12 protein-coding genes are annotated in these 16752 nt (G+C 61.9%); 6 read left to right on the forward strand and 6 right to left on the reverse strand.

Annotated elements, in window-relative coordinates; genetic code table 11:
- Positions 1–578: 578 nt before the first annotated feature.
- A complete protein-coding gene (locus tag GGD57_RS10155; RefSeq protein WP_184469307.1) occupies positions 579–1469 on the forward strand; it encodes a hypothetical protein in 891 nt (296 codons plus the stop codon).
- 3 nt (positions 1470–1472) lie between these two features.
- Here GGD57_RS10155 and GGD57_RS10160 read toward each other — a convergent pair whose 3' ends face one another.
- Positions 1473–1928, reverse strand: a complete 456-nt coding sequence (locus GGD57_RS10160; RefSeq protein ID WP_184469309.1) for a GatB/YqeY domain-containing protein — start codon at positions 1926–1928, stop codon at positions 1473–1475.
- Between the two features lie 270 nt (positions 1929–2198).
- On the opposite strand from GGD57_RS10160, the gene carA reads away from it, so the two are divergent.
- Positions 2199–3404, forward strand: coding sequence for a glutamine-hydrolyzing carbamoyl-phosphate synthase small subunit (gene carA, locus GGD57_RS10165; RefSeq protein ID WP_184469317.1), 1206 nt, complete (start codon positions 2199–2201; stop codon positions 3402–3404).
- Positions 3405–3638: 234 nt separating this feature from the next.
- Entirely contained in the window at positions 3639–3959 is a 321-nt protein-coding gene (locus GGD57_RS10170) for an antibiotic biosynthesis monooxygenase family protein (protein ID WP_184469319.1), read from the forward strand.
- A gap of 17 nt (positions 3960–3976) precedes the next feature.
- Here GGD57_RS10170 and GGD57_RS10175 read toward each other — a convergent pair whose 3' ends face one another.
- Positions 3977–5380 (reverse strand): MATE family efflux transporter, encoded by a 1404-nt coding sequence (locus GGD57_RS10175; protein ID WP_184469321.1) that lies wholly within the window; start codon positions 5378–5380, stop codon positions 3977–3979.
- Between the two features lie 142 nt (positions 5381–5522).
- The gene (locus GGD57_RS10180) at positions 5523–6767 is read right to left on the reverse strand and encodes a TCR/Tet family MFS transporter (RefSeq protein ID WP_184469323.1); all 1245 of its coding nucleotides are present in this window, start codon (positions 6765–6767) and stop codon (positions 5523–5525) included.
- 362 nt (positions 6768–7129) lie between these two features.
- On the opposite strand from GGD57_RS10180, the gene GGD57_RS10185 reads away from it, so the two are divergent.
- A complete protein-coding gene (locus GGD57_RS10185) occupies positions 7130–8122 on the forward strand; it encodes an aldo/keto reductase (protein ID WP_184469325.1) in 993 nt (330 codons plus the stop codon).
- 266 nt (positions 8123–8388) lie between these two features.
- On the opposite strand, the gene ypfJ is transcribed toward GGD57_RS10185, so the two are convergent.
- Positions 8389–9309 carry a KPN_02809 family neutral zinc metallopeptidase gene (gene ypfJ, locus GGD57_RS10190; RefSeq protein WP_184469327.1) on the reverse strand — a complete coding sequence of 307 codons (921 nt, stop codon included), beginning with the start codon at positions 9307–9309 and terminating at the stop codon, positions 8389–8391.
- 440 nt (positions 9310–9749) lie between these two features.
- Between ypfJ and carB the strand changes: the two genes are divergently transcribed.
- On the forward strand, positions 9750–13238 hold the full coding sequence (gene carB / locus GGD57_RS10195; protein WP_184469336.1) for a carbamoyl-phosphate synthase large subunit: 3489 nt from the start codon (positions 9750–9752) through the stop codon (positions 13236–13238).
- 84 nt (positions 13239–13322) lie between these two features.
- Here carB and GGD57_RS10200 read toward each other — a convergent pair whose 3' ends face one another.
- Positions 13323–14777 (reverse strand): UdgX family uracil-DNA binding protein, encoded by a 1455-nt coding sequence (locus GGD57_RS10200; RefSeq protein ID WP_184469338.1) that lies wholly within the window; start codon positions 14775–14777, stop codon positions 13323–13325.
- Entirely contained in the window at positions 14777–16009 is a 1233-nt protein-coding gene (locus GGD57_RS10205) for a putative DNA modification/repair radical SAM protein (protein ID WP_184469340.1), read from the reverse strand. The genes GGD57_RS10200 and GGD57_RS10205 overlap by 1 nt, the downstream gene beginning before the upstream one ends.
- 253 nt (positions 16010–16262) lie before the next feature.
- On the opposite strand from GGD57_RS10205, the gene greA reads away from it, so the two are divergent.
- Entirely contained in the window at positions 16263–16739 is a 477-nt protein-coding gene (gene greA, locus GGD57_RS10210; protein ID WP_085739005.1) for a transcription elongation factor GreA, read from the forward strand.
- Positions 16740–16752: the final 13 nt, after the last annotated feature.

Consider the following 16752-nt stretch of genomic DNA (forward strand, 5'->3'; position numbering starts at 1 on the left):
ACCCGTCCCCGGCGGCGTCGGTTATCCCATCAAAAACACGTTATCGCCCCCTGCGACAGGGTGCGACATTATTGTCTTTCAAGCGCTGAAATTCCGCCGCCGTAACTGTCTCGGCAAGAATGACGGCCTTTGATGGAGTCAAATTAAATCGTTTTAAAACAGCGACTTATTGTCTGCATCGATTGTGCGGCCTTATCCCCGCACCGCCGTCCGAACCTTCGCTTCGGCGCCTCTAAAAACGACGTTTTCGGCAATCATTATTTTTTTGTAATTTGAATAAGCCGCCGGCCCGCAATAGGTTCGATCTCAACAAAGCGATCCCCGAGCGAAGCACCATCCCTACCCCCGGCGCCGCTTCGCAAGGGTGCCTTTGCAAACACCCTCCGGCTTGGGCTTCGGCCCTGCGTGCCGGTGGAAGCAAAGAGCAAGAAGGCAGGAGCGCCCCCAGCTCCTGCCTTCTTAAATTTTAAGCTCCTTTGCGACAACTCTCCCTTTGAAATTAACCGCTTATAGACAAAACCGTTGACAGGCGGCGCTTGCATGAAAGATGTATGCGCCGAACTCCTGGACCTCTCCAAATGGCTTTTACCGCGGACAATCTCGCAGCAGACGATCGCTTTCTCGCGGCGATCCTCCATTGCGCTGATCAGATGCTCTCGATCTATCGCGAGAGCCCTCGCATCGCCTCGATCTTCGCCGCGCAACAGCGCTGGCTGATGGCCCATGCCGGCTTCGCGCTTCATTACGGTCACCCTGACGACGGCAGGAGCGGCGGCCTCTATTCCGGCCGGTTCATCGATTTCGCGGTCAGGAACGACATCGCCAGCCGCAATACGGCTGCGGCCTTCATGCAGGAAATGCTGGCTTACCGCTTCCTGCGGACGGTTCCCGGCCCCGACAAGCGCACACGCTATCTGGAACCCACGGAGATCGCCGAACAGCATTTCACCCGATGGCTCGTCGCCCATGTGATGATCCTCGACAGCCTCGACGGCGGTGGACGCGCCGACAGGATCACCGCCGATCCCTCGGCGATGATGGCCGCGATCCAGCCGCGGATCGCCAAGGCGATTATCGGCAGCGAAGCGGTGCGCAATCCGGGGCCGACCTTCAATCTTTTCAACTGGGCGAATACCGGCGGGCTGGTGATGGATTACCTGATCTCGCGCCTTCCGCAATTTCCCCGGACGGCCGAACGCGTCGTGGTCGGCCCGCTGTCGCTCCGGGAAATCCGCGAGCAGTTCATGATCTCCAACACCCACCTGAAGCGGCTTCTGACGCAGGCGGCAAACATGGAAAGTGTCGGCTGGACCGAACCCTCCCGAAAGGGTGACTTCTGGCTGTCGGGCCGCTTCATCATGGAATATTGGAATTATCAAGCGGCGAAGTTCGCCATCATCGATGCGGCTGCCGAAGCAGTGCTCGGGCCTGCGGTTCAGGAGGAACCGCAGGCGAGACGGGTGGTCTGAGGCCTATCCGTTCAGCAGTTCCTTAACGGTCGCCGACGCCTTGGCGAAATCCATCTGGCCGGCATAACGCTCCTTGAGCGCCGCCATCACCTTGCCCATGTCCTTGACGCCTGAGGAACCCGTCTCGGCGATAACAGCTGAAATATTGGCGCGCACCTCACCATCCGAAAGCTGCTTCGGCATGAAATCCTGGATGACGGTGATTTCGGCGCGCTCTTTGGCGGCAAGCTCCGGGCGCGAATTCTCCTCGTAGATCTTGGCCGATTCGTCGCGCTGCTTCACCATCTTGGCGAGAATCTGCAGGATCTCGTCGTCGCTCGCCTGCTCCTTGCCGGTGCCGCGATTGGCGATATCACGGTCCTTGACCGCAGCCTGAATCAACCGGACGGTGGAAAGCCGCTCCGCATTCTTAGCCTTCATCGCCTCTTTCAGCTGGGTGGCGAGTTGATCGCGCAGCATGGTCTTTTCTCCTTTTTCGATGCCGCTTCATAAACCACGCTAATGCGGCGGATCAAATAAATTGCGCGATCGGCGCGATAAAGCGCAGGAAAACGGCGGCAATCTCGGCTAGAAAGATTGACGCTCAGCGATTGCGTGGCTATTTACCGCCACCTGCACCAAAATTCGTGATCAGGCCTGAAGCGCGCGGCATTGCCGCGTCCACACGCCTGCGAGATCAAATGGCGACGCGCGCGGCAACGCGCACCGACCGCCGGAAACGGGATGAAGATGACCGCGACAGCACCCTGGACAATCGAAAAGCCGACCGCCCTGCTCGTTCTTGCCGACGGCACGGTGATCGAAGGCAAGGGCATCGGCGCCACCGGCAAGGTCCAGGCCGAAGTCGTCTTCAATACGGCGCTGACCGGCTATGAAGAGATCATGACCGACCCTTCCTATCTCGGCCAGATCGTCACCTTCACCTTTCCGCATATCGGCAATATCGGCGCCAACGATGAAGATATCGAAGACCTGACGCCCGCTGCCCGCCACGGCGCCGTCGGCGTCATCTTCAAGGCCGACATCACCGACCCCTCGAACTACCGCGCCGCCAAGCATCTCGATCAATGGCTGAAGGCACGTGGCGTGATCGGCCTCTGCGGCATCGATACGCGTGCGCTGACCGCCTGGATCCGCGAGAACGGCGCCCCGAACGCGGTGATCGCCCACGACCTGAACGGCGTCTTCGACATCGAGACACTGAAGGCCGAAGCCAAGGCCTGGAGCGGTCTCGAAGGCCTCGACCTTGCCAAGATCGCCTCCTCGGGTCAGTCCTCGCAATGGACCGAGACGCCATGGGTGTGGAACGAAGGCTATGGCGAACTCGCCGCGGCGGACGCGAAATACCACGTCGTCTGCCTCGATTACGGCGTCAAGCGCAACATCCTGCGCCTCTTTGCCGGTCTGGATTGCAAGGTGACGGTCATGCCGGCTGCTACCAGCGCCGAAGACGTGCTCGCCATGCAGCCGGACGGCATCTTCCTGTCGAACGGCCCCGGCGATCCGGCGGCAACCGGCGAATATGCCGTGCCCGTGATCCAGACGCTTATCAAGACCGACATCCCGGTCTTCGGCATCTGCCTCGGCCATCAGATGCTGGGTCTCGCCCTGGGCGCCAAGACCGAAAAAATGCACCAGGGCCATCACGGCGCCAACCACCCCGTCAAGGACCATACAACAGGTAAAGTCGAGATCGTCTCGATGAACCATGGCTTCGCGGTCGACTCGAAGTCGCTGCCCAACGGCGTTGAAGAGACTCATATTTCGCTCTTCGACGGCACCAATTGCGGCCTGCGCGTGCTCGGCAAACAGGTCTTCTCGGTGCAGCATCATCCGGAAGCCTCTCCCGGCCCGCAGGACAGCCACTACCTCTTCCGCCGCTTCATCAACATGGTGCGCGAAAAGAAGGGCGAACCGGCGCTGGCCGAACGCTAAAGCGCGTCGCGATCTTTCAGATTCGCTCCTCGCGCTTTAGGTCTTTGTTTTTACGCATGTCGTTGCCTCAAAACCGCTGCACACTTTTGCGCGACATGCTCTAATTTCAAGAACTGCCCAGTTCAGATGAAGGCTTGCCGATAGGCGAGCCTTTTTCTTTACCCGCATCTTGACCTCAACTTAACTTGAGGAATTACAGATCTCCCTGCAGACATCTCATGCAGGAGAAAATAGATGAGCGGTGCCCTTTTTCGTGTCGACAAATTCATCGTGCCGGCGGCGGCGCGGGAGGAATTTCTCGTCAAAGTGATGATGACCCACAAGGTGCTGGAGGCACAGGAGGGTTTCATCGATCACCGGGTGCTGGAGCAGGTCGCCGGCCCCGGCGAATTCAATTTCGTCACGATCGCCGAATGGGAAAATACCGAGGTCGTCGAGCGCGCGCGGGCAGTCGTCGCCGCCGCTCACAAGGCGGCGAATTTCGACCCGCAGGAATTGTTTGCACGTCTCGGCATTCGCGCCGATATCGCCAGCTACAAGCCTGTCGCGGCTTGAGGGTAATGGCCGCCGGCTCAGGCCCCGGCCGCTGCTCCCTCGCGGCGAAGCAGAAGGTAGAAGCGGGCGCAGAGCATGACGGCCGCCGCCGCCAGCCCGACGAGGAAGCCGAACCAGATGCCGATGCCGCCGAAGCCCAGCGGGAAGGCGAAGGCCCAGGCGAGGAAGAAGCCGATCGGCCAATAGGCGATCAACGCCATGATCATCGGCACGCGGGCATCCTTGAGGCCGCGCAGCAATCCATTGGCGATCACCTGCAGCCCGTCGACGAGCTGGAAAAGCCCGGCAACGACGATCAGCGGCCCGGCATAGGCAAGCACTTCGGGCGCCTCCGGCGAGTTGACGTCGAGGAACCAGCTGCCGAGGAATTGCGGCATGGTGGCAAAGAGCAGCGAGCCTACCGCCGAAATGGCGCAGGCAAGGTTGAGGACCATGACCGAAGCCCGCACCAGCCCATCGTAATCGCCCTGCCCGTGGGCGACGCCGACGCGCACCGTCGCCGCCTGGCTGAGGCCGAGCGGGATCATGAAGGCGATCGAGGCCCATTGTAGGGCGATGCCATGGGCGGCAAGCTCGATGGTGCCGATATAGCCCATCAGCAGCGAGGCGACCGTGAACAGGCTGACCTCGGCAAGAATGGTGACGCTGATCGGGAAGCCGAGCCGGATCACCTCCAGCAGCGCATGCCAGTCGGGCTTCCAGAACCGCACGAAGATCTCGTAGCGCCGCGTCTCCTCCCGCCGCTGCACGAAAGCCAGGATGAAGAGAAAGCCTGCCGTCTGTACGACGACTGAAACGATCGCAGCACCTTCGAGCCCCATCGCCGGAAAGCCGAAATGGCCGAGCACCAGGGCATAGGCGAAGATCGCGTTCAGCACCAGCGTGGCGATGGTGACGTTGAGGATGATGCCCGCCTTGCCGATGGCGCTGACGAGCGCCCGCATGACGTTGAAGAGCAGCGCCGGCAGCACGCCGAACTGGCCGATCATGATATAGCCGTGAGCGAGCTTGGCCACCTCCGGCTTCTGCTGCGCGAAGAGCAGGATCTGCTCCGAGTTGAAGAAGGCCGGCTGCATGACAAGCCAGTAGGCGATCACCACCCAGAGACCCATGCGCAGCGCCCGGCGCACCGAGACGACGTCGCCGCGGCCATAGGCCTGCGCCACCATCGGAATGACGGCGATGGCAAAACCCGAGCCGAAGATCAGGATCGTGAACAGGAACTGGGCCGACAGCACCATCGCGGCCAGATGTTCGGCGCCGAGACGGCCGACGATCATCACGTCGGTGGTGTTGATGCCGAGTTGGGCGAGCTGCGCGCCGATCAGCGGAATGCCGAGCGCCAGCGTTGCACGGAAATGTGCACCCCAACGATTATCGTTTGTCGGCGCAAGCCTGCGCGCGTCGATCGGCGTGTCCATGACACTAGTCCTGTGATTGAAATGGCATCGCCGCAGCTCGCGGCAAAATATCATTCCGGACTTAGATCAAAGCCCGGCGAAGAACTACCCCAAAACAGGCAGATGATGAAAAATTCATCATCACATCAGCATTCCTGATCGATCAACCCGCCGCTTCCAGCGCCTCGGCCGGCTGGCGGACCCGGACCCGCACGAGGAATATGCCGGCGGCCACCAGGATGAACAGGGCGGCCGTCAGATAGGGGGCGCCGGCAAAGGTGACCGGTGCCTCGGGCCGCGTGAAATAGCTGAACAACTGTGTGAAGATCAGCGGGCCTAGAATGGTGGTGATGCTGCTGAGACTGGTCAGCGCGCCTTGCAGCTCGCCCTGCGCCGAGGGCGGCACCTTGCCGGCGGCGATGCTGCGCAACGGCGGATCGGCGACGTTTTCCATGACGGTCGCCACGATCACCACATAGACCACCCAGCCCTCCCAGGCAAAGGCGTAACCGGTCAGCCCTGCAGCCGAAAAACAGAGACCGAGCAGTGCCGTCTTCCATTCGCCGAGCAGAGGCACGACACGCGGCAATATCAGTCCCATCACCAAGGCAGCGCCGATCCCGTAAATGCCGAGCGACAGGCCGATCTGCCCCTCGCTCCAGCCATAGCGATAGGTCGACACGAAGGACCAGACCGAGGGATAGACGGCATGCGCCAGGAAGAACAGGAACATCACCAGGCTGACCCAGCCGATGCCGGGGTAATGGCGCATCTGCCGCAGCGCGCCGAGCGGATTGGCGCGTTTCCACTCGAACTGCCGGCGGTTCTTAGCCTCCAGCGTTTCCGGCAGCAGGAAGCAGGCGGCGATGAAATTGAGAAGCGACAGCGCCGCCGCGCCGAGGAACGGCACACGCGGGCCGAATTCGCCGAGGAAGCCGCCGATAACGGGGCCGATGGTGAAACCGACGCCGAAGGCGATGCCGATCAGCCCGAAATTCTTCGCCCGGTTCTCCTCCGTACTGATATCGGCGATATAGGCCGAGCAGGTGGCGAAGCTGCCGCCGCTGATGCCGGCGAGCACGCGGCCGACAAACAGCATCCAGAAGCTGGTAGCGATGCCGCAGATGAAATTATCGATCGCGAAGGTCAGCACCGACAGCAGAAGAATCGGCCGGCGGCCGAAACGATCCGATAGGTTTCCGAGCAACGGCGCAAACAGGAACTGCATGCCGGCGTAGACCAGCATCAGCCAGCCGCCGTCGATCGCCGCATCGCTGACACTGCCGCCGGTCAGTTGCTCCAGATAGGCGGGCAGCACCGGCATGATGATGGCAATGCCGATAATATCGAGGAAGAGGATGATGAAGACCAGGAAAAGGCCGCGGCGAACGAATTTAGGGTCAAGCATGAGGCATCTCTACAGCGGTTGGTTCTGAAAAGACGATCTCGTCGCCGAGAAAATGACATAGCTCAGAAAACAAACCGAAACAATCCGTGAACATTTCAAAGATTTTGATAGTGCCGCACGGGAAATTTATGAAATCCGTCAACCGGAGGGCGCTGCCTCAGGAGATCGAGAGCCAGCGCCAAGCTCCGCGTTCCCTTGCAATCGCAGCGACGGCATCCAGATCACTGACAGGAAGATCGCTCATTGTGCATTTCGCCGTACAGGCTGTTCGAGACCGCCCGATTATCGCCCGAAAACAAAAGCGGTAGAACGGCATCGACAGCGCTGCTCGGGGCGTGCGCGTGCGAACGAAGGAGAAGGCAATGCGGACCTATCGATTGGGAAAGACCGGACCTGAAGTCTCGGCCATCGGCCTCGGCTGCATGGGCATGTCCGGCATGTATGGTCCCTCCGACCGCGCCGAAAGCATTGCGACGATCCATGCCGCGCTCGATGCCGGCGTCAACCTGCTCGACACCGGCGATTTCTACGGCATGGGCCATAACGAGATGCTGATCGGCGAGGCGTTGAAAGGCCGCAGGCGCGAGGATGCCATTCTCAGCGTCAAATTCGGCGCGCTCCGCGATCCCGCCAGCGGCTGGAACGGCATCGATGCCCGCCCAGCCGCGGTGAAGAACTTCCTCGCTTACACGCTGCAGCGCCTCGGCGTCGACTATATCGATATCTACCGTCCGGCCCGCCTCGATCCGAGCGTGCCGATCGAGGATACGGTCGGCGCCATCGCCGACATGGTCAAAGCAGGTTATGTCAGGCACATCGGCCTGTCGGAAGTCGGCGCCGACACCATCCGCCGTGCTGCAGCCGTCGCCCCGATCGTCGATCTGCAGATCGAATATTCGCTGATCTCGCGCGGCATCGAAGAGAAGATCTTGCCGGCGACCCGCGAACTCGGCATCTCGATCACCGCTTACGGTGTGCTCTCGCGCGGCCTGATCAGCGGCCACTGGCAGAAAGGCCAGGTCGCGGCAGGCGATTTTCGTACCCATAGTCCGCGCTTCCAGGAGGGCAATATCGAGCAGAACCTCGCTCTGGTGGAAAAGTTGCGCGAGATCGCCCAGGCAAAAAGCGTCTCCGTCGCCCAGATCGCCATCGCCTGGGTCGCCGCCAAGGGCGAGGATATCGTCCCGATCATCGGCGCCCGCCGCCGCGACCGGCTGACCGAGGCGCTCGGTTCACGCGCAGTCGACCTGTCAGCAGAGGATTTCGCCGCCATCGAACGCGCCGTCCCGAAGGACGCAGCCGCCGGCGGGCGTTATCCCGAACAGATGCTGAAGCATATGGATAGTGAGAAGTAGGCAAAGGGCGGGTTGAAAAGGGACTGAACGTTGTGCCGCGCGCGCCCCTCATCTGCCTGCCGGCATCTTCTCCCCGCTGGGGAGAAGAGACCAAGCCGCACGACCGTTATTCCCACAGCCGAGGTATCAGAGGGAGCGAGTCGCCGTCACGATTCCGCTTCTCCCCAGCGGGGGTCCGAAGGACGGGTCGAGACCCGTGGCTCGACCCCGGTTGGTGCCGGCAGGCGGATGAGGGGGCGACACGCGCAAACCTTAGCTAATCACCCTCAAACCGGCCCCGAAAACGTATCGCAAGCCGAGAGCTGTCCGCTGTCGAAACCGCGCTTAAACCACCGCGCGCGCTGCGCCGAGGTGCCGTGGTTGAAACTCTCCGGCACGACGTAACCCTGCGAGCGTTTCTGCAGCGTATCGTCGCCGATCTGCTGGGCGGCGTTGAGCGCCTCCTCCAAATCGCCGCTCTCCAGCAACCCCTTTTGCTGGGTATATTTGCCCCAAATGCCGGCGAAGCAATCGGCCTGCAGCTCGACGCGGACCGACATCTTGTTGGCCTCCTCCTCGCTCATGCGCTGGCGGGCCTGGTTGAACTTCGGCAGGATGCCGAGCAGGTTCTGCACGTGATGGCCGACCTCGTGGGCGACGACATAGGCCTCGGCGAAATCGCCCGACGCGCCGAACCGGTCGGAAAGTTCCTGGAAGAATTGGGTGTCGAGATAGACCTTGTGGTCGCTGGGGCAATAGAACGGTCCGGTTGCCGCCGATGCGGAGCCGCAGGCCGATGCCGTCGAGCCGGAGAACAGCACGAGACGCGGCTCTTCGTAAGTCTGGCCCTGCGCCTGGAATATCCCGTTCCACGTATCCTCGGTCTCGGCAAGCACCGTGCGCATGAAGGCGGTCATCTCGTCATTGGCAGGCGTGCGTGTTCCTTGCGACTGGCTCTGCTCGTAGCCGGGGCCGCTCGACATGCCGCCGTTATCCAGCACCTGCAGCAGATCGACGCCCATCATCTTGAAGATGAAATAGATGACGACGAGGAAGATGATCGTGCCGATGCTCAAGCCGCCGCCGGCGCGGCGAACGCCGCCGCCGGAGGGAAAATTGAAGCCGCCGCCACGGCCGAAGCCGCCGCTCGCCGGGTCACCGCGGCGATCTTCGATATTGTCGGACTGACGCCGGCCTCTCCATTCCATCTTCGTTCTCCCCGGCAATGCCCGTGCTTGCACCTAGCAATCTATATATCCGTCAGCGAAGGGAATTCCAGCGGCTTCATCGGCAATCGGCCCCCGCCTCAGCGAGCACCGAGAAGGCGACCAACGCTACCGATCGCATCGCCTTCGGCAGGATCGAGGCCGAGCCATCGATATCCAGCCGGATTGGCCTCGAGGCGGCTCCGGACGCCATTGCCAATCCGGCCCGCAGCCGCGAAATCCGGGTGCTGGCCGTGCCCGACGGAAGATCGGCGTTTGCGCCGTGTTGGATTCCTGTCGATTCCGCGATTTATGGGGTTCCGTTTGCAAATACATTTGCCTATAAGCCGCTTCTAGCCTGAAAAGACCTCAATGCGCGACCCGACCCGGTGATCTCCCACCCTGGCCGGCTTTTTGCGCAGCCAGACATATGGATATCGCCCATGCCGAAGCGCCAAGACCTCAAATCGATCCTCATCATCGGCGCGGGACCGATCGTCATTGGCCAGGCTTGCGAATTCGATTATTCCGGCACCCAGGCCTGCAAGGCGCTGAAGGAGGAAGGCTACCGCGTCATCCTCGTCAACTCCAACCCGGCGACGATCATGACCGATCCGGGCCTTGCCGACGCAACTTACGTCGAGCCGATCACTCCCGAGGTCGTCGCCAAGATCATCGCCAAGGAACGCCCGGACGCGCTGCTGCCGACCATGGGCGGCCAGACGGCTTTGAATACCGCCCTTTCTCTGAAGCGCATGGGCGTGCTCGACCGCTACAATGTCGAGATGATCGGCGCCAAGCCCGCCGCCATCGACATGGCCGAGGACCGCGCGCTGTTCCGCGAGGCCATGGCCCGCATCGGCCTGGAAACGCCACGCTCGATGCTGGCGAACGCCACCGACATCAAGGATCTCGACCGCAAGACCCATGAGGCCGAGCGCAGCAAGCTGCGCGAAAGCCTCTCCGGCCCGGATCTCGACAAGGCGCTGGACGAGCTGGAAAACCAGTGGAACCTCGGCGAGAGCGACCGCAAGCAGCGCTACATGAACCATGCCGTGGCGATTGCCGCCCAGGCGCTCGACCATGTCGGCCTGCCCGCCATCATCCGCCCCTCCTTCACGCTTGGCGGCACCGGCGGCGGCATTGCCTACAATCGCTCGGAATTCTTCGAAATCGTCGGCGGCGGTCTCGATGCTTCGCCGACCACCGAAGTGCTGATCGAAGAATCGGTGCTCGGATGGAAGGAGTATGAGATGGAGGTCGTCCGCGACAAGGCGGACAACTGCATCATCATCTGCTCGATCGAAAACATCGATCCGATGGGCGTCCACACCGGCGATTCGATCACCGTCGCCCCGGCGCTGACGCTGACCGACAAGGAATATCAGATCATGCGCAACGCCTCGATCGCGGTGCTGCGCGAGATCGGCGTCGAGACCGGCGGCTCGAACGTGCAGTTCGCCGTCAATCCGAAGGACGGCCGTCTCGTCGTCATCGAAATGAACCCTCGTGTGTCGCGCTCATCGGCGCTGGCCTCCAAGGCCACCGGTTTTCCGATCGCCAAGATCGCCGCCAAGCTCGCCATCGGCTATACGCTCGACGAATTGGACAACGATATCACCGGCGGCGCCACGCCTGCCTCCTTCGAACCGTCGATCGACTACGTCGTCACCAAGATCCCGCGTTTCGCCTTCGAGAAATTCCCCGGCGCCTCGCCGGTTCTGACGACCGCGATGAAATCGGTCGGCGAAGTCATGGCGATTGGCCGCACCTTCGCCGAATCGCTGCAGAAGGCGCTGCGCGGCCTCGAAACCGGCCTGACCGGCCTCGACGAGATCGAGATCCCCGACTCCGAGGAAGGCGAATCCAGCCACAACGCCATCCGCGCCGCCATCGGCACGCCGACGCCGGATCGCCTGCGCATGGTCGCCCAGGCGCTGCGCATGGGCCTCAGCATCGAAGAGGTGCATGAAGGCTGCAAGATCGATCCCTGGTTCATCGCCGAACTCAAGAACATCGTCGACACGGAAGCCCGTATCCGCGAGCACGGTCTGCCGGAGGATGCCGCGAACCTGCGCATGCTGAAAGCCATGGGCTTTTCCGACGCGCGCCTGGCAACACTGACCGGCAAGCGCCCGAAGCAGATCGCCGAGGTCCGAAACAGCCTGAACGTCCGCCCGGTCTTCAAGCGGATCGATACCTGCGCTGCCGAATTCGCCTCGCCGACCGCCTATATGTATTCGACCTATGAAACGCCCTTCGTCGGCACTGCCCGCTCCGAGGCCGAAGTGTCCGACCGCAAGAAGGTCGTCATCCTCGGCGGCGGCCCGAACCGCATCGGCCAGGGCATCGAGTTCGATTATTGCTGCTGCCATGCCGCCTTCGCGCTGAAGGATGCCGGCTATGAAGCGATCATGATCAACTGCAACCCGGAAACCGTCTCGACCGATTACGATACCTCTGACCGCCTCTATTTCGAGCCGCTGACGGCCGAAGACGTGATCGAGATCCTGCGCGCCGAGCAGGAAAAGGGCGAAGTCGTCGGCGTCATCGTTCAGTTCGGCGGCCAGACGCCGCTGAAGCTTGCCGAGGCGCTGGAAAAGAACGGCATTCCGATCCTCGGCACTGCGCCCGATATGATCGACCTCGCCGAAGACCGCGACCGCTTCCAGAAGCTTCTGATGAAGCTCGACCTCAACCAGCCGAACAACGGCATCGCCTATTCGGTCGAGCAGGCCCGCCTGGTCGCCGCCGAAATCGGCTTCCCGCTAGTCGTGCGCCCGTCCTACGTGCTCGGTGGCCGCGCCATGCAGATCCTGCATTCGGAAGGCCAGTTGCAGACCTACCTGCTCGACACGGTTCCGGAACTGGTGCCCGAAGATATCAAGCAGCGTTATCCGAACGACAAGACCGGCCAGATCAACACGCTGCTCGGCAAGAACCCGCTGCTCTTCGACAGCTACCTCAGCCACGCCATCGAAGTCGACGTCGACTGCCTCTGCGACGGCACCGACGTCTATGTCGCCGGCATTATGGAGCATATCGAGGAAGCCGGCATCCATTCCGGCGATAGCGCCTGCTCGCTGCCGCCGCGCTCGCTGCCCGTCGAACTGATCGACGAACTCGAGCGCCAGGCAAAGGCGATGGCCAAGGCGCTCAATGTCGGCGGCCTGATGAACGTCCAGTTCGCCATCAAGGACGGCACCGTCTACGTTCTCGAAGTCAATCCGCGCGCCTCGCGCACCGTGCCCTTCGTCGCCAAGACCATCGGCGCGCCGATCGCCAAGATCGCCGCCCGCGTCATGGCCGGCGAGAAACTCGACGCAACCTTCGCCGCCTATGGTGAAAAGCCCGATCCGCGCCGGCTGAAGCACATCGCCGTCAAGGAAGCCGTCTTCCCCTTCGCCCGCTTCCCCGGCGTCGACACGCTGCTCGGCCCGGAAATGCGCTCGACCGGCGAAGTCATCGGCCTCGATACCGATTTTGCGCTGGCCTTCGCCAAGTCGCAGCTCGGCGCCGGCGTCGAGCTGCCGCGTGACGGCACGGTCTTCGTTTCCGTACGCGACGAGGACAAGGCGCGCGTGCTGCCGGCGATCCGCATTCTCGTAGAACAGGGCTTCAAGGTACTGGCAACCGGCGGCACCGCCCGCTTCCTCGGCGAAAACGGCATCACCGCCACCAAGATCAACAAGGTTCTGGAAGGCCGTCCGCATATCGAGGACGCCATCCGCAACCGCCAGGTCCAACTCGTCATCAACACCACCGACGGCAACAAGGCGATCTCGGACTCGAAATCGCTGCGCCGTGCGACGCTGATGCAGAAGGTGCCCTACTACACGACGATGGCCGGCGCCGAAGCCGCCGCCCAGGCGATCAAGGCGCTGAAGGCAGGCAATCTGGAAGTCCGGCCGCTGCAGAGCTATTTCGCCTGAGATCGCTCGAAATAAACGGTGCCATCGCTCGATCGAGCGGTGGCACATGTCATTCCGGCAGAGGCGCCACATTCCGGAATCAAACTATCCGGTCGCTGTGATAAGCCCCTGTATTTTCAGCATATCGTCTCGAAATCGTGCGAATTCCTCCGCTTTCGATCGCTCGTCGGGAATGCGCAGCAGATAGGACGGATGCACTGTCACGAAGAGCGTCCGCCCGCCTTCGATCGCCATTGCCTGCCCCCTGATATCCTGGAGACGCTGCTTGGCATCGGTCAGCGCCGCAAGCGCCGTCGCCCCCATGGCAACGATCAGCTTCGGCTTGACCAGTTCCATTTCCAGATCGAGCCACCAGCGGCAATGTTTCACCTCGCTCATATTGGGCTTCTGGTGGATGCGGCGCTTGCCGCGCGGCTCATATTTGAAATGCTTGACGGCATTGGTGACATAGAGCCTTGAGCGGTCGATGCCCGCCTCTGCTATCACCTGGTCGAGCAACCGGCCGGCCGGACCGACGAAGGGACGGCCTGCAATATCCTCCTGGTCGCCCGGCTGCTCGCCGACAAACATCACCTCCGCATCGTGCGGCCCCTCCCCAAACACGGTCTGTGTGGCCTTCTCGTGCAGCGGGCAGCGCGTGCAGACGGCGGCCTCGGCGCTGAGGGCTTCCAGCGTGCCGGCCAAAGCTTCGGGCTCTGCGGGATGGTTGCGCGCCGCCTGCTGCAAGCGGTCGTGAAAGGGCAGCGACTGCGTCGCCTCGCGCGCCGCCATGGCTAGCACCTTGCTCTCGGCCGACGCAATCAGCCCGGGGATGAGATCGGCTTCCGGCAGGTTCCTCCAGTATTTCTTCGGCATCTCCGCCTGCATCGCCTTCACCTTCAGTCGCGCCGGATTGAAGATATTGGCGTAGTAGGTACGCCAGAGTTCGTCCGTGGCGTCGCTGAGATTGGGCTTCTCGCAGGGGGCGTCTCTCATCGTCAGCCGCTCCCCGTCCCAGGCGGCCGAGCCCTTGGGCGTTGCGATCAGCCAGTCCATGTCGGTGAAGCGCCGCTGGAAGAAGGGCGCCGTACGCCTGACGATATGATGATCCGGCTCGAACCAAGCGATGAATTTTCGCCGGCCCTCCGTCACCGCACCGACCTCCTTGAAACGGACGAAGGCCGTCATCTTGTGCGCATCGCGCCGAACGTTCTTCGCCATCAGCTGCGCCCGCACCACATCCTCATCGGAAATGACCTCAAGCAGTTGCCGGTCCAGTTGCAGCCGCCAGAGCAGGCGGTAAAGCAGGGAAAACCGCGCCGGATCGGAATGGCAGAGAACCGTCTCGGCAAGTTCGAGGAAGGCCGGCGGCACCGTCATCGGCTTGCGTGTCGCCGCAGGCGCCGGCGGCATGGCGTCGCGCTGGAATGAAAGATCTGCCTCCGCACTTTTTTCGCGCCAGTCGATCTCCTCAGGCCCAATGCCGGCGGCCGCAAAGGCGCGCGCGGCATCGCGCCATTCGCCAAGATCGCCCCGTCCTGCAAGCACGACCCGGCGCATTACAGCAACGACAATTGTTCAGGTTGCGGCTCGAACATGGCGCGAAGATCCGGCCTGTCGATCAGCCGGCGCGGCGACCAGCCTTCCGCCGAGATGAAGGATTGGACCTTCCTGATCGAAACGCCGAGCCGCGAGAGATCGTCGAGGCGCAGACGGCGAAAGCGGCGGGCCGAAACGATCGCCTTGACCGTCTTGGTGCCGAGCCCGGGCACACGCAGCAACCGCTCGCGTTCGGCTTTGTTGATATCGACGGGAAATTCGCCCCGGTTGGCGAGCGCCCAGGCGAGCTTCGGATCGAGGTTGAGATCGAGCATGCCACCCGCCTGGTTGGCGGTGATCTCGTCGATGCCGAAACCGTAGAAGCGATAGAGCCAGTCGGCCTGGTAAAGCCGATGCTCGCGTATCAGCGGCGGCTTGATCAGCGGCAGGTTTTTCGACGAATCCGGGATCGGGCTGAAGGCGGAATAATAGACGCGCTTCAGGCCATAGCTGCTGTAGAGCCGGCCGCTGCTCGCAAGGATCGTCGCATCGTTCGCGCCATCGGCGCCGACGATCATCTGCGTGCTCTGGCCGGCCGGTACGAATCGCTGACGTTTCTTCGTCCGTAATGTCGGTTCGCCGGCCGCTTCGATCTTCAGCCTGAGATCGCCCATCGATCGGCGGATATTGGCGGGTTTCTTCTCCGGCGCGAAGCGGGTGACGCCGCTGTCGGTCGGCAATTCGATATTGAGCGACAGCCTGTCGGCATGAAGCCCCGCCTCCCCGATCAGATGCGGCGACGCCTCGGGGATCGCTTTCAGATGGATATAACCGCGAAAATGATGAGTCACGCGCAGTTCGCGGACGATGCGCACCATCTCCTCCATCGTGTAGTCGGACGAACGAATGATGCCGGAGGAAAGGAACAGGCCTTCGATATAATTGCGGCGGTAGAATTCCAGCGTCAGCCAGACGACCTCCTCCGGCGTAAATCGCGCCCGCTCGACATTGCTCGACGAACGATTGACGCAATAGGCGCAGTCGTAGATGCAGAAATTGGTGAGCAGGATCTTCAGAAGCGAAATGCACCGCCCGTCCGGCGCATAGGCATGGCAGATACCCGATCCCTCGGTCGAACCGAGCCCGCCGCTTGCGCTGGAATCGCGCTTCACCGTGCCGCTGGAGGCGCAGGAAGCGTCATATTTCGCGGCGTCGGAAAGAATGGCCAAGCGTTCGGTTAGCGACTTCTTCATTCCTATGTTCACTATATGTTCTAATGTATCAAGTCAACCAAAACGATCCCGTCTCTGCCCATTTTGGGGGCGCATCGCCCGATGTCGCGGTGGGTGGTTTTTCGCCTATGCGAATTTTCTGGAAATCGGCCTTGCCGATCTGCTATAAGCACTTAACTAGAATTGTGGCACGGTTCCGAAGCTCCCCTTCGGGACCTGTTTTCTTTTGTGTGGGCGCCTGATTGCGCGAACACGAGGCGTGAAGGACAAAAAAATGGTTGAAAAGGTACCGATGACACAGGGTGGTTTCGTCAAGCTGCAGGAAGAACTGCGCTGGCGTCAGCAGGAGGAGCGCCCCCGAATCATCGAGGCGATCGCCGAAGCCCGTGCTCATGGCGACCTTTCCGAAAATGCCGAATACCACGCCGCCAAGGAAGCCCAGAGCCACAATGAAGGCCGCATCAGCGAGCTGGAAGACCTGACGGCGCGCGCCGAGGTCATCGACCTCACCAAGATGTCCGGCGACAAGATCAAGTTCGGCGCCAAGGTGAAGCTCGTCGACGAGGACACCGAGGAAGAAAAGACCTACCAGATCGTCGGCGACCAGGAAGCAGACGTCAAGGCCGGCCGCATCTCCATCTCCTCTCCGATCGCCCGCGCGCTGATCGGCAAGGAAGTCGGCGATTCCATCGAGGTCAATGCACCGGGCGGCTCCAAGGCCTACGAGATCCTCCAGGTGACCTGGGGCTGATCGCCCGCCAGAA

Source organism: Rhizobium esperanzae (assembly GCF_014197615.1).
GTDB lineage: Bacteria > Pseudomonadota > Alphaproteobacteria > Rhizobiales > Rhizobiaceae > Rhizobium > Rhizobium esperanzae_A.